The organism is Flammeovirga agarivorans (assembly GCF_012641475.1).
GTDB lineage: Bacteria > Bacteroidota > Bacteroidia > Cytophagales > Flammeovirgaceae > Flammeovirga > Flammeovirga agarivorans.
Genome location: NZ_JABAIL010000003.1, coordinates 1033055 through 1047800, shown reverse-complemented (window position 1 = coordinate 1047800; position 14746 = coordinate 1033055). Strand labels below are relative to the sequence as shown.

Sequence of the window (14746 nt, the reverse complement as noted above, 5' to 3'; positions counted from 1 at the left end):
TAATGATAAAGATAAACCTTATTTATCAATGAAAAAAGAAAGGCCGAAAGTTAAATTTCCACTATCAGTTCTTAAATGATGATGAAGGATTTATAATATCAAATCTTATGTACGATGTTATGTGAATATTCTTTAATGTATTGATTTTCCATGTTTTACTACCATTAATCTTCTTAATTTTGTTCTACTAATTTTTAACAATCATTTTCGAACTTACCCATATGAAAAAGTTAACTTTAACCCTGTTTTCATTTTTTAGCTTTGTTGTTTTACAGTCTTTTGTTATCAAACCAACTAATATCTCTGACCAGTCATTAGCTGCTATAGTTGGCCTTAATTTTAAAGGTGATGCAGCGAAAGATTTAATTAATGACTATCTACAAGTAATTAATGAAGATAACGTTGATTACATCTTTAATCCTCAGAACAAAGAGTTGGTGCTTTATTTAAAGAATGGATTGAACAATGTTGAAGTAAAAGATTTTACAATTACTTCACATATCACCAACATCAATTTCGAAGTCAATAATTCGATTCTTCTACATGTTAGTTATTATAACAACAGTGATGAAATATTATTGATTAGAGCAAAACAGTATGATGAATTCTTTGGAGAGGAAGTAAGAGTAATCACAGAGATTTAATAAAGAAACACCCTGAACTTAAAAAACTCGGGGTGTTTGTACAATACTAAACTAATCTATATTATTATTCTATCAATCCATATTTATTCAGCAATAGCTTTGGTAAAAGTATTCACCAATCGACCATTGATTACTTTATGAGGTAATGCACTTTTACCGTAATGTAGTAATGCAAAAGCCTCTATATCATTGAAGGCAATTTTTGTATTTCCTTGGTCATCAACATAAACCAAGACCTTCTGACAAAATGCGTCCAAGCCTAGTTTTGGGAACTGCCCCATCGCTTTCCCTCCAGGAGCAGGACCACCAAAAAGAAGCAGTTTACTCTCCGTTAATGAAACTCCTCGTTCTTGAGCTTCCTTCTGAAAATCGATTTCAGAAAACCATTGAGTATCACCTTGGGCTAATACCGCTTCTTTTAGTTTATTGATGGTCTCTTCATAGCTGTATTTTGAGTTAATTTTTATGATTCCATAATGCTTATTGATAGCATCTGTATTTACTTTTGATATTATTTCTTTTGAAATATGTTTCGTTACTTTTTCAAGGTCTTTATCATATTCATTAAGTGATTTACTTCCTATTTCATATCTTCTTTTAATGAATTCGGCATCTGCATAAGCTACATTTGGAGCATCTTGAGAGGGCTCTGCATAACTTAATACCTTGTAGGGCAGATCTAAGCCAACTAAAATATCCTCTTGCAATAGTGCTGTATTTACTTCTGGATTTGAGAAAATATTGACGATTGAAGGAGTCATCTCTACACCTGCTTTTTGAGCCAATCTTGAATGATCAATAACCACGATCTGTTTAAAATTAGAAGCACCTTCGCTTACCTGTATGGCAATTTGATCTACTTGGTTTTGGATAGCGTCATCTATTTTTGAAGCACTAAAGAACAGAGCAGCACTCATTGTAATGGCTGCAGAAATTTTTATCGTAGTATTCATCTTATTAGATTTTGATTGAATCATTGTTCGAATTACAACTACAATAACGGTGGGAACTTTGGTTCTGTTTCAAGATTAAAAATTTCTTATCATAGGGTAAAATTAGGGAGGATTTAATATTAAAATTACTGAAAACTGAAACCTATTTTTGATGACATGGACGATTAATTAGTCTCTTTGGTTATTATTGTGTCATAATAACAACTGATTCAATGAAAAACTTCAAAATCCTATCAATTATCCTTCTTCATGTATACGGTCTTGCTTATGCACAGGAGAAGGTGAAATCTAACTACGATTACGTAAATCCATTTATTGGAACTGAGAAAATGGGGCATACTTACCCAGGAGCGACAACACCTTTTGGAATGGTTCAGCTGAGTCCTGAAACCAATCAAGTACCTATGTTTAAAGAAAATGGACAATACAATGCCAAAACTTATGAGTATTGTGCGGGCTATCAGTATGGAGACTCAACTATTTTTGGTTTTAGTCATACGCACATGAGTGGTACTGGACATTCAGATCTTGGTGATTTTCTTATTATGCCAACGATAGGTAAGTTGGATTTGGAACCGGGAACGGCTGATAAACCTCATTCTGGATACCATAGTCGATTTAAACATTCGTCTGAGAAAGCTCAACCAGGTTATTATAAAGTTCATCTGGAGGATTATAATATCAAAGCAGAGTTATCAGCATCGGATAGAGTTGGGTATCATAAATATACTTTCCCTGAAACAGATAGTGCACATATTATTTTAGATTTAATATCAAACATTTATAACTATGATGATAAAAATGTTTGGACATTTGTTCGCGTTGAAAATGATTCAACAGTCACAGGATATCGTCAAACTCAAGGGTGGGGAAAAACACGCTACGTTTATTTTGCAATGAAATTTTCAAAACCATTCAGTAGTTATGGCCACAAAAGATATGAAGATGTTTCCTACAATGGTTTTTATAGAAAATTTGATCAAGAGCACAATTTCCCCGAAATGGCAGGTAAAAAGATCAGAGCGTACTTTAACTTTGATACCAAAAAGGGGGAAGCCATCGAAATAAAGTTTGCTCTTTCATCAGTTTCTACGGAAGGAGCATTATTAAACTTAGCTACAGAAATACCTGAGTGGAACTTTAAGCAAGTAAGAAGAGAAGCGAAAGCGAAATGGGAAAAAGAGTTGAATAAGATCAACATCTCGACTATCAATGAAGATCAGAAAGAAATTTTCTACACTGCATTCTATCATACTATGCTTAGTCCTGTCTTATACGAAGATGTTGATGGTAAATATAGAGGACTAGATCAGAATATTCATACTTCAGAAGGTTTTACAAATTATACTGTCTTTTCATTGTGGGATACCTACAGAGCATTGCATCCTTTATTTAACCTGATGCATCCACAGAGAAATAATGATATGGTGAAGTCGATGTTGGCGCATTACGAACAAAGTGTACATGGGATGTTACCAATTTGGAGTCACTATGCCAATGAAAATTGGTGTATGATTGGTTACCATGCAGTAAGTGTTTTGGCAGATACCTATATAAAAGGAAATACTGATGTGGAATTAGATCAATTAATCAAAGCTTCTACTTCAACATCAAAAGTAAAATATTTTGATGGTCTCGGAGAGTATATGGAAAGAGGCTATGTCCCAGAGGACAAAAGTGGAGCATCTGTTTCAAAAACTTTAGAGTACGCATATAATGATTGGTGTATCGCTCAATTAGCTAATGCAGCAGGAGAGAAGGAATTGGAGAAAGAGTATTTACAGAGGGCTAAATACTATCAGAATGTATTCGATAAGGAAAGTAATTACATGAGACCAAAGTTATCATCTGGCGAATGGCGAAAAGAGTTTGATCCATTAGATACTCATGGGCAGGGATTTATCGAAGGAAATGCTTGGAATTATGGCCTATATGTTCCACACAATATTCCAAAGATGATTGAAATGATGGGCGGTAAGGATGCTTTTTCTGATCATCTTGATAAAATATTCGAAACACCGATTGAAGATAAATATATTGAAAAGAATGAAGATATAACAAGAGACGGTATTATTGGAAATTATGTACATGGGAATGAACCTGGGCACCATATTCCATATTTATACAACTGGACAAATCATCCTGAAAAGACACAGGAGAGAGTAAGAATGATTTGTGAAACAATGTATACTACAGATAGAGATGGTTTGTGTGGTAATGATGATGCTGGGCAGATGAGTGCTTGGTATGTATTTAGTAGTCTAGGCTTTTACCCTGTTTTACCAGGTTCAACGGATTATGCTTTGGGCAGTCCTTTAGTAAAGGAGGCAGAAATCACCTTTGAAAATGGAAAAACGCTAAAGATTGTCGCCAAAAAACAATCAGAAAAACGAGTACATGTTAAGAAAGTAACACTTAATGGAATTGATATTAAAGGACATTCAATATCACATTTTGATCTAATAAATGGTGGAGAACTAATATTTGAAATGAAATAATTCAATGAGGAGTCAATAATTAAAAAAATTGACTCCTTTTTAATAAAAAAATGAAATTATACTAAGATGACTTTTCCTTACATTGTAAGATGTAAAAAGTACACTTTCTCATTATTGTTATATTTTACTACGAATAAATTGTAACTAATTGATATCGATAAGCATAATAGTACAAATTCATTGTATTTATTTTGTCCAATATTGAATTTTCTTGATTATGTGATTAAATTTGTAATCATCTGATTAAATATACACTTATATATCCTGTGGTTTTCTTTACTATTTTCAGTCTAAACTACTGATATCGTTATTTACATTACATATGAAAACAATTACTACTCTTTTACTCTGCTTGTATACTATCGTTGCTTTTGGACAGAAAGAATCTGAGGTGCTCATCTATGATTTTAAGAAGAGATCTGATTTTAAGGAAGCCAAGGTAACTGGTAATGCTACCCTAAAAAAGAATGTAGGTGGTCTAAATGTAAAGACTCCTGCAAACGAAGAAGTGACAATCAAACTTTCACACAATTTCGATTTTCATGATTGGATATATATTTCCTTCGTCATGAAAAACGAATCGAAACATCGTCAGAAATTCGAAACACTAATTGAAGGTAAATTGACACATGCTCACGGAGCCAAACCACATCCTATTAAAGGTATTGGTTGGATGGAACCGAATGAGGTAAGGACATTTGATTGTCTTTTAATGCCTGATCATTCTACAAGAGAAAGAAACTACCCAGATTTGAGTAGAGACTTTAAGGATATGCCAGGTTTCCCTCAAGGAGTATCATTTACAAATTCATTTGATTTAAAACATACGAAATCAATAACTTTTGTAATTCCTAAAACACCAGAAGGAGCAAATATTACTTTTGGTAGTGTTTATCTTAAAAGAGATGCTATTCCTTTAGCTTACACAAAAGATCAACACGATTTCTTCCCTTTTATTGATGTTTATGGTCAATATAAATATTCAGAGTGGGATGGAAAGATTAAAAAGGATAACCAATTCGCAAAAGACATTGAAAAAGAAAATATTGATTTAGAAGCACATAAAGGCTCTGAAGAATGGGGCAAGTATGGTAGCTACACAGAATCTAAATCATTAAAAGCTACGGGCCATTTCAGAACTGAAAAAGTGAATGAAACTTGGTGGATTATTGATCCTGAGGGAAAAGTATTTTGGTCTTCAGGTGTAAACGGAGCAGGTCATTTAGAAGCGACAACCAAAATAGAAGGTCGTAATCAATATTTCGAGTATGTACCTGATCATGATGATCCTGAGTTCGGTGAATTTTGGAACGAAGACGGTACTTATAATTTTGGTCAAGCAAACCTAAAAAGAAAATATGGTAAGTTTGATGCAGATACTTACTCTAAACGTTCAATCCAAAGAATGAAAAGTTGGGGCTTGAATACAATGGGAGCTAATTCTAAAGAAGAATGGGACCATATTGAAGAAGCATTCCGATTACCATATACTATTTCTGTTTCTACATTTAATGGAGCAGAAATGTTAACGAACTTTCCAGATGTATTCCATCCTAATTGGGATAACTATGTAATGGATGAGTTTGAGAAGAAAGCTGCAAAAGCTAAGTCAGATGCATATTTTATGGGTTGGTTCGTTGATGAAAACTTAACGATGTATACTCCAGTTGAGTTCGCTGATTTAGTAATTATGAATGGAGCATCTTCTTTTGCTAAGGCTGAATACCTTAAAATGTTAGAAGCCAAAGGTGAAACATTACATTCTTTCAATAAGAAAACACATTCTCATTTTAAAAAATGGAAAGAAGTAATGAGTTCTACTAAAGAAATTGACCTTTCTGCATTTAAAGCGGAAAATGCAGAATTTTATGATAGAGCTTTAGAATTGTACTTCTCTACAATCAGAAATACTATTGATAAAGTATCACCAAATAAAATGTACTTGGGATGTCGTTTCAATGACGATGAACACACTAACAAGCACACTGTTGAAGTGGCTGCAAAGTATGTAGATATCATTTCATTTAATCACTACGATGATGATGTAGATTCTGAAGACTTTATGAAAATCATCAATGATATTGATAAACCATATCTAATTTCAGAGTTTAACTTTGGAACTTTAGATAAAGGTAAATTATATACGGGTGTTTGTACTGCTTCTGACCAAAGAAACAGAGGTGAGAAATACGAACATTATGTAAATTCAGCCTTGCATGCAAAAAAATGTGTAGGTGTACATTGGAATTTATGGGGAGATGCAACAACTGTTGGTACAATTGAGCAAACCTTTAAAGCAAATTCAGGATTCCTTACAGAAACAGATCAACCTTATTATGAATTGATCGAATATGTAAGAAAAGTGAATTACGAAATGTACAGTAACAGATACAAAAGGCTAGGTGATAAACAATTGAAATAATTTGTTTTTATCTAGAAAAAATAAAGCTCTATACGTTAAAATATAGAGCTTTATTTTTTTTTCACTATCTTAATTCGAACATCAAATCTTTTATTTAATGAAATACCTTTTAGGCCTAATTTTTACTCTTTTAGTTACTAATTCAGTCTTTTCTCAAAATACTCCATCTAGAAGTAATTGTTTGACAACTATTCATAATCATCAATTTAATGGCGGAGCATTACCTGGATCTCAATCTTTTGAAGATCAGATCTCTAGGTTAATAACTAGAAAAAGTAGCCAACGATTATTGGATGATACGCTAACTGTGTACTATATCCCAGTGATTGTACACGTTATTCACAATGGTGAAGAAGTTGGTGATGGTGCTAATATTGATAGTGCACAGGTGTACTCTCAACTGAGAGTGCTTAATGAGGATTTTAGAAGATTAGAAAATACGCCAGGCTTTAATGATAGTGAAATTGGTGCAGATGTTAAAATTGAATTCGTTCCTGCACTGAGAGATGAGGATGAAAATATTTTAGATGAACCTGGTATACATAGATACAATGCAGAAACTAGTGAGTTTGTAGTTGATGATATTGAAGATGATATAAAACCTGCTACAATATGGGATCCAGAAAGTTACCTGAACATGTGGACAGTCAATTTTGATCCTGAATTAGGTTTACTTGGATATGCTCAATTCCCGAATATTCCTAATGGTTTAGAAGGGGTAGATGGACTTCCTAATTTTAATGGAGGGGCTACAACTGATGGTGTGGTGATGGGATATCAATTTTTTGGTGATACCTTAAATGTACAGGCTCCTTATGACAAAGGTAGAACAACTACACATGAAATTGGCCACTGGTTGGGTCTTATCCATATTTGGGGAGATGGTGATTGTGATGTAGATGATTACTGTGAAGATACTCCAAACCAAGATGGTTATAACGAAGTTTGTGTTTCTGTGAATTCTTGTGGTGCTGGAGAAGAGGGAGATCTACCAGATATGATAGAAAATTACATGGATTATACTCCTGATGATTGCATGAATATCTTTACTCTTGACCAAATGTCTAGAATGAGGATAATCATGGAAAACTCTCCTAGAAGAAAAGAGTTACTTACATCTAATAAACACTTGGTATTAGAACCTCCAGTTGCAGGTTTTAGTGTAGACTCTTCTGAATTTCAGATCAACACCTTTGTAACATTTACAGACAGCTCAACCAATAGACCTACATCTTGGTCTTGGACATTTGAAGGCGGAAGTCCAGCATCTTCAACGGATCAGAATCCAAGAGTACAATATTTAGATGCAGGTACTTTTGATGTTACGTTAATCACTGAAAATAATGCAGGAGCAGATACGGTGCTTATGGCTGATCTAATTACAGTTTTAGGGCCAACTGCTGTGATAGATGATTTGTCTACTTTATCAGTTTACCCAATTCCTGTAAAAAATAATTTATACCTTAAAACAGATGGTCAATCTGTTCAAGAAATTAAACTATTTGATATTACAGGTAAAGAGGTGTATTCTAATAATAATTTATTTAATAGCGGTACCCTTATCAATATGCAAGGATATGAGAAAAATGTCTACATATTGAAAGTTGTCTCTGATAATCAGGTGAAATCAATTAAGATTATTAAGGAATAAGCATATTCAATAATTCACTAAAATAAAAAACGACAAAAGTGAAAGAATGACCTTTCAAATCTGCCGTTTCTGAATGTACAATTGCAATTCAAATTTATAGAAATGAATGTTCTTATCAAACTTTGAATCGTTTATCATTTGATTAATTTGTTAAAGTGATGACAATGCGATCATTTAATTTCAAAGAGTTGCGGTTTGCTTATTAAAGGAATTAAATTTTTCGAAGAAAATTCTTAATAAGGAGAAAAAAACTAGACTTTATTCCTATTGTTTCCGTATATAATTATATAACTAAACAATTAGGGTAATGTCTATACAATCAAAATCACTTCAAATAGTAAAGGCTGTTCCACCAGGAAAGCAGATTTCTATAGAAAATTTGGTACTTCGTCTAGGTATTGAGACTAATGCAAATGAAATAAGTAGTATTGCTCACACATTAGAACGTAACGGTTTAGTACTCGTCGATTTTCAAAAAGAAAAAACACTAATTTCTTTAACTGAAGAAGGTAAAGAAGTTATCCCATATATATAAAAAGGCAACAAATAGTATTTTGTTGCCTTTTTATTTTTTTAAACTATTGATTCTTTATCTTTTTTAGGGAAAAGTTTCTGAACCTCTACATGAGGATAAACGGTGTGTCTTTTACCTTCATAGTCTTCCGTATCAAAGAAGTAAATTTTTCCATTCAAACGTTGTTTGATACGTTTTGCCTTCCCGCTCTTAAATGATAAAACATCACCTTTAGAATTGATCGCTAAAAATGGTAATCGCTCAATAGGTAAATACAGTCTGTTGTTTAATACAAACTTCTTGGGTGCATAATAATATTCTTGTTTTCCCTTTAAAGGTACCCACTTTAAATTTTCAACTCTATTATCATAAATGTCCCTGTTAATGTGCCATACCTTATGGCTCCTCATTTGCATGTGAGGTAAGAATGTTTTTCCGACAAGTGTGTGAACATATGCAGTACTTTTCTTCAATTCTCCATCCTTCATTTTCTTTAATGTAACTTTTAGTTTGCCTGTTACATTACACTTATAGGATTTTAAAAAGTTTAGGTTTCCTTCCTCATAATCCTTTTTTTGCAATATTAGGCCATCCATATTTATTACATAGTTTTCGAAAAATGGAATCGTCTCAAATCGTCTAATCATGTTGCTAGTCTTTTATAAGTAATCGTTAATAATATATAGAATGCTTAAATAAAGATTTATGTTATAAACTCTAGTAAAAATCAATCGATAATTTAATTTATAAAACTGATATTAATAGTTGGGATAATTCTAATAATGGCTCTATAAATCGAGTAATAATAATTTGTTGAACGTAAACCTTAAAATAAATTCATGATACATTATCTTTCAGATACAAATATATTATTTATTGGATATGACAAATGTTAAATAAATATTAAAATTCGTACATAGTGTTATCTGTAGTGAAAAAATCGAATAGATCACATAAAAACTTTTCAATTAATGAGTAACCAAATGATGTCAACTAATATAGAAATAGCAAAAGCGGATTTATCTTCTAAGGCAAAACGAGATGAATTTATTCAATTAATATTGAAAAATAATTTACAAGAAGAGTTATACCATGAAATTAAAAAACAGGATTCTCCTCAAGGTAATCGATTAGCTTGGTCACTGACAGTATTGTCGGAAATTGATAATCAATGGATTATTCCCTTAATAGATGACATGATTACTTGGATTCCAGCGATCAAAACACAAGGTATTCATCGATCCTTACTAAGGACAGTTGCAGAGCTACCGCTCTCTAAGAAAAAAGATGGGGAATGGGTAGATTTTTGTTTTTCATTACTAGAAAATAACAAAACGGATGTGGCTGTAGAAGTCCATGCAATGACAATTTTATATAAATACTGTGCTGTATATCCAGAACTTGCTAACGAATTGATTGTAATATTAGAAGATAAATTGCCATTTTATTCAGCTGCTGGAAAGGCTAGAGCTAAAAAAATCCTTTCAAAATTAAAGTAAAGTTGAATTTTTAAATTTGGTTTTGAAGAGTTTTATCATTTTATAATTCGTACTTAAAACGATTTTGGAAAATTTCCCTATTTCGTAAAAAACTGCATTTTTGATACCAAAATGATATATTTTACTGTATCCTTTTAAATTTTATGGTAGAAAAATTCTCTCAAAAAGAAATTAAAAAATAGTTTAATTTTCTACTTATATGACAAAATCTATGAACCTGTATTTGATTATTAACACTTTTTTGTATAATTTGTATAATAATATAAGATGAACTCTTGTGTATTTATTCTTCATAATTTTTTTGGTTTAATTTAATATGTTGATCAGGTAGAACTTTTAAGTTAATCACTTCAATTATATAACCAATCAATTATAGTTTTATTCTGTATCAGCCACTTAAAGCCAATACCAATTTTAAATTAAACAAAATGTCTATAGAGCTTTCAAAAGGACAACGTATCAACCTAGAAAATAAGTCGGGTGGTTCACTTCTCAATTTTTGCGTAGGTGTGAATTGGGGAGCTATTGTTGAAAAAAAGCTTTTTGGTCTTTACACTAACAAACTTAACGTTGACTTAGACTTAAGTGTCTTAATGTTGAACAAATCGGGCGAACTTATTGATTATATCTATTCACCTAAGTATGATAATCTTGTAGTGAATGGAAAGGAATTCCCAAAAGGTAAGCTAATGTCAGAAGACGGAGCATTACGTCATAGTGGGGACGACACAATAGGTGATCAATACGGGGATGATGGCTTAGATAATGAAGTAATTATTATCGATTTAGCTAGAGTTCAACCAGAAGTTACTCAGATTTATTTCTTCTTGAATATTGTCGGTGAAGAAGACTTTTCTAAGATACCATTTGCAAAAATTAGAATGTATGATGGTACACCTTACACAATAAAAACTACTTATGCATCTTATGATGTTGCTACTGAAAAAAAATATGCATCCTTCAATGCATTAATCATGGGGAAATTGTTTAAGCAGTCCAATGATTGGAAATTTCTTGCTATTGGAGAACCAACTGAAGATCAGAATGTTGGGGAGACAATTGGACGAATTTTAGAAAGCTTTCAACTTACTTAAGCAATAAAAATAGGATTATTTAAAGTTTATGTTTTTAAATTCAGCGAGATTTATTGAAAGATTTCGTTAATGGGATTTTACACCCTAATTTTACTAAAACACATATAATCAATCGAATGTATTTACTAACGAAAAAGAAGAATCTTCTTGATAAGATCGGATATACTGAAGATGAAAAATTAAGTATTCTTAGAATTGTAAATATGATTGCAGCCTCAGATGGAAAAGCTGATAAAGGTGAAATCACATTTATGGTACAACTTATTGAAGATTTACATATGCCCATTTCTGCACCCATTGACGCAAATAATATCACTTTTGATGAAGCCGCAATGGTTGTCAAACTCATGAATATCGAGAAAAAAACTCAAGCGTTTAAAATTTTCCAAGATACCATTGAATCAGACGGAGAAATTCACAAAAGAGAATTAGCAATGTTTAAACGTTTACGAAATATTGCAGATAAAAATAATTTGATCCGATATTAGAAACATTTATGTACCGTTAGAAAATCTAGCGGTATTTTTTTGTTAACCATAAAATGTTGTAACTTAAACAAGTGTTTCACGTATATCACATTGAACTAAATATTTATGTTTGATGAAGTATATACTATTATTCTTAACAGTTTTTGGTTTTCTATCTAGTACAATAGCTAGTGATAAGAAATTAGAAAAAGCCAATAAATTTGCCGAAATCGCTCAAAAAGAATTTAACCTAAAAGATAATGTCAAGGAACAAATTTTGAGTGAACATCTCACATTTCTGAATGAAATTGAAAAAATTGATGAAGCTGTAAAAAATGGGGAAATAGGTAAGGAGAAAGCAGAACAGAAGAAAAAAGAACTTGAAAAGCAGTTCGATAAAAAAATGCAAGATATTACAGGAGTTTCACCTGCACTCTATAAAGTATTTAAACGGAAAGCATCATAAATAAAAAAGCTACTTAGATAAGTAGCTTTTTTATTTATCATTAGATATTTTCTAATTTCATTTATAAATTATAAGAGACTTTCTGTCAATCAAAAAGAATACTAATTTTAATAATCATATCTATGAAAATTGCTGTAACTTCTGCAAGTGGTCAATTAGGTGCTGCTATTACAAAAGCCCTCATAAATGAAATTGGAAAAGAAAATGTAATTGCCATCGCCCGAACTCCACAAAAAGCAGAACACCTGGGTGTTGAGGTAAGAAATGGAGATTATAATAATACTGATGAATTAACGATGGCCTTAAAAGGTATAGATAAAGTATTGTTAGTCTCAGGTATGGATGAACCCAGCAAACGTATCCAACAACATAGAAATGTAATAGAAGCAGCCAAGCAGAATGGTGTTGAGAAGTTGGTCTATACAAGTATTGTTGGAGATGAGAATGGTACAGGTTTTAACCCAGTGGTGAAGAGCAATCGCCAAACAGAGGAAGATATTCGTCATTCGGGATTAGATTATGTCATTGGAAGAAATGGGATTTATATAGAGCCTGATTTAGAATATATTGATACTTATGTTAGTGAAGGTGAAATTAGAAATTGCGGCGGTGAAGGTAAAGTGGGGTATACCAGTAGACCTGAGCTAGGTTTTGCATATGCGAAGATGCTCATAGAAGACAAACACAATGGAGCAACTTATAATTTAATAGGGAACTTGATCTCACAACAGGAATTAACTAATTATATTAATTCTGTTTTTGGTACAAGTTTAGTATTTAATTCGGTATCTGTTGAAGATTATAAAAATGAAAGGATAAAGATATTAGGGGAGTTCTTAGGAACTGTTATTGGAGGCATTTATGAAGGAATTAGAAATGGAGCAAATGAAGTAGAATCTCACTATGAAAAGGCGGCAGGTAGACCTCATCAATCTCCAGAGGAAATGATGTTATCCTACAAGAATAGATGATCAAAAAAGGCTAGTTCATATACCGTTTGAACTAGCCTTTTACTATTATAATGCCTTTTTATTACTCTCTCGATATTGACTAGGGGTTAACCCAGTTTTTTCTTTAAACGCTCTATTGAAAGTAGATTTGGAATTAAATCCAGATTCTTTTGCTAAAAATTCAAGTTTAAGATTAGTCCCTTCATCAGAACGTAAAAGCTTTTTTGCCTCCTTAATTCTGTAATGAGAGATAAACTCATTAAAATTCATATTCAATCCTTCATTGATCACAAAAGATACTCTCGAACGATGCATTTTTACTTCTTTCGCAAGTGTAATTAGACTAAAATCATTTTTTAGATACGCTTTTTCATCTTCGATATAATCAATGATGATTTCTAAATCATTATTTAGCTGGAGCTCAACTTCTCTTCTCTTTTCAACGGCATCTTTCTTTGTAGTAGGTAAAAGAACGTATACTCTTTGTGAAATTACCCAATGAAAAATAACATATAAAAAGATTACGAAAGTAATGTAGTATATAGGAAAGGCCATATCAGACAATGGTAAACCATAAACATTTGATATGACACCATATACACCAAAAGTATGTACACCTAAATATAAATATGCTAAAATAAAGAAAAGACCTTTAGTACTTTTGTCGTCATCATCAGAAAGCATATTCCTAGAATGAGCATTTTTATACTGATAGAGAAATGCACCTAAATACATATATCCCATCACAATATTAGATATATCTTGTGCTCTGTTAATAAAATCCGCATACAATTCATTTTCAATAAATATTGAGGTAACTCTATAGTATGCATCCCAATAAACAATAGGGACTGATAATATTAAAAAAGAGAAAGGAATCACAAAATGGATTCTATCTACCTTGTCAAAAGTATCTTTTCCGGTGTAAGCATATTTTAAATATAAATAGAGTAGAGGGTATAACAATGTTGTTGCAGACGAACCTATAGATCTTAGAATCATATAATTCGCAAAAGGATTGATCTGCATTAAAGAATACATTAACGCCACATATGACCATATCATTGTGGAATAAACAAGGAGTTTACCTTGAAGAGATAATTTTCTATGAAATCTTAAGTAAGTAGAAAGAAACAACCCGTTGGCCGATCCAATCAACGTTAAGATAGACAGTATTTGTTTCATATCATTCAAAAGTAACGTTGTTGCGAAAATAGATATTTTTAGCTCTCCCATTTTGAATGATTAAGTATTATTATGAAGATAGAAGTCATAGGATCCATCGATTAAATTAAAAAATGATCCTATTGAAATAAGAGAACAGACAAACAAAAATAACAGAGTTTGGGCATAAAAAAAGGCTAAATAAAAATTATTTAGCCTAATCTATTTATTTAAGGACAAATTCTGATTTAGTTACCATTATAGACATGTGTTTGTGGTACGTCTTGAAGGATGTTATGAGACGGTCCTACACCGAAATGCACTCCAGCTAGGATAACTCCTAATGTTCCTAATACAACAATTCCACTTTTTACGATGTCTAATAAATCTTTCATGATAACTTTGATGTTTGATGTAATTTTTT

14 protein-coding genes are annotated in these 14746 nt (G+C 31.9%); 10 read left to right on the top strand and 4 right to left on the bottom strand.

Features of this window, described 5'->3' with window-relative positions:
- Positions 1-221 precede the first annotated feature (221 nt).
- On the top strand, positions 222-644 hold the full coding sequence (locus HGP29_RS12940) for a hypothetical protein (protein ID WP_168882831.1): 423 nt from the start codon (positions 222-224) through the stop codon (positions 642-644).
- 83 nt (positions 645-727) lie between these two features.
- Here HGP29_RS12940 and HGP29_RS12935 read toward each other — a convergent pair whose 3' ends face one another.
- Positions 728-1597, bottom strand: coding sequence for a DUF302 domain-containing protein (locus HGP29_RS12935; protein ID WP_168882830.1), 870 nt, complete (start codon positions 1595-1597; stop codon positions 728-730).
- A 212-nt stretch (positions 1598-1809) separates the two neighbouring features.
- Between HGP29_RS12935 and HGP29_RS12930 the strand changes: the two genes are divergently transcribed.
- From HGP29_RS12930 to HGP29_RS12915, 4 genes are all read left to right on the top strand, one after another.
- Positions 1810-4095: a GH92 family glycosyl hydrolase gene (locus HGP29_RS12930; protein ID WP_168882829.1), complete on the top strand. Its 2286-nt coding sequence runs from the start codon at positions 1810-1812 to the stop codon at positions 4093-4095.
- A gap of 322 nt (positions 4096-4417) precedes the next feature.
- On the top strand, positions 4418-6517 hold the full coding sequence (locus tag HGP29_RS12925; protein ID WP_168882828.1) for a hypothetical protein: 2100 nt from the start codon (positions 4418-4420) through the stop codon (positions 6515-6517).
- Positions 6518-6614: 97 nt separating this feature from the next.
- Complete coding sequence (locus HGP29_RS12920) at positions 6615-8168, top strand: M43 family zinc metalloprotease (protein ID WP_168882827.1); 1554 nt, start codon at positions 6615-6617, stop codon at positions 8166-8168.
- Positions 8169-8475: 307 nt separating this feature from the next.
- Entirely contained in the window at positions 8476-8703 is a 228-nt protein-coding gene (locus HGP29_RS12915; RefSeq protein ID WP_168882826.1) for a hypothetical protein, read from the top strand.
- 38 nt (positions 8704-8741) lie between these two features.
- Here HGP29_RS12915 and HGP29_RS12910 read toward each other — a convergent pair whose 3' ends face one another.
- The gene (locus HGP29_RS12910) at positions 8742-9329 is read right to left on the bottom strand and encodes a hypothetical protein (protein ID WP_168882825.1); all 588 of its coding nucleotides are present in this window, start codon (positions 9327-9329) and stop codon (positions 8742-8744) included.
- Between the two features lie 324 nt (positions 9330-9653).
- Here HGP29_RS12910 and HGP29_RS12905 point away from each other — a divergent pair, with 324 nt between their 5' ends.
- From HGP29_RS12905 to HGP29_RS12885, 5 genes are all read left to right on the top strand, one after another.
- On the top strand, positions 9654-10181 hold the full coding sequence (locus HGP29_RS12905; RefSeq protein WP_168882824.1) for a hypothetical protein: 528 nt from the start codon (positions 9654-9656) through the stop codon (positions 10179-10181).
- A gap of 428 nt (positions 10182-10609) precedes the next feature.
- Positions 10610-11275, top strand: a complete 666-nt coding sequence (locus HGP29_RS12900; RefSeq protein WP_168882823.1) for a TerD family protein — start codon at positions 10610-10612, stop codon at positions 11273-11275.
- A 116-nt stretch (positions 11276-11391) separates the two neighbouring features.
- Positions 11392-11763, top strand: a complete 372-nt coding sequence (locus HGP29_RS12895) for a TerB family tellurite resistance protein (protein ID WP_168882822.1) — start codon at positions 11392-11394, stop codon at positions 11761-11763.
- 112 nt (positions 11764-11875) lie between these two features.
- The gene (locus tag HGP29_RS12890) at positions 11876-12208 is read left to right on the top strand and encodes a hypothetical protein (RefSeq protein WP_168882821.1); all 333 of its coding nucleotides are present in this window, start codon (positions 11876-11878) and stop codon (positions 12206-12208) included.
- Between the two features lie 122 nt (positions 12209-12330).
- Complete coding sequence (locus tag HGP29_RS12885; protein WP_168882820.1) at positions 12331-13179, top strand: SDR family oxidoreductase; 849 nt, start codon at positions 12331-12333, stop codon at positions 13177-13179.
- A gap of 45 nt (positions 13180-13224) precedes the next feature.
- Here HGP29_RS12885 and HGP29_RS12880 read toward each other — a convergent pair whose 3' ends face one another.
- Together HGP29_RS12880 and HGP29_RS12875 are read right to left on the bottom strand one after the other, a co-directional pair.
- Complete coding sequence (locus HGP29_RS12880; protein ID WP_168882819.1) at positions 13225-14343, bottom strand: helix-turn-helix domain-containing protein; 1119 nt, start codon at positions 14341-14343, stop codon at positions 13225-13227.
- Between the two features lie 227 nt (positions 14344-14570).
- Positions 14571-14717, bottom strand: a complete 147-nt coding sequence (locus HGP29_RS12875; protein ID WP_168882818.1) for a hypothetical protein — start codon at positions 14715-14717, stop codon at positions 14571-14573.
- Positions 14718-14746 lie beyond the last annotated feature (29 nt).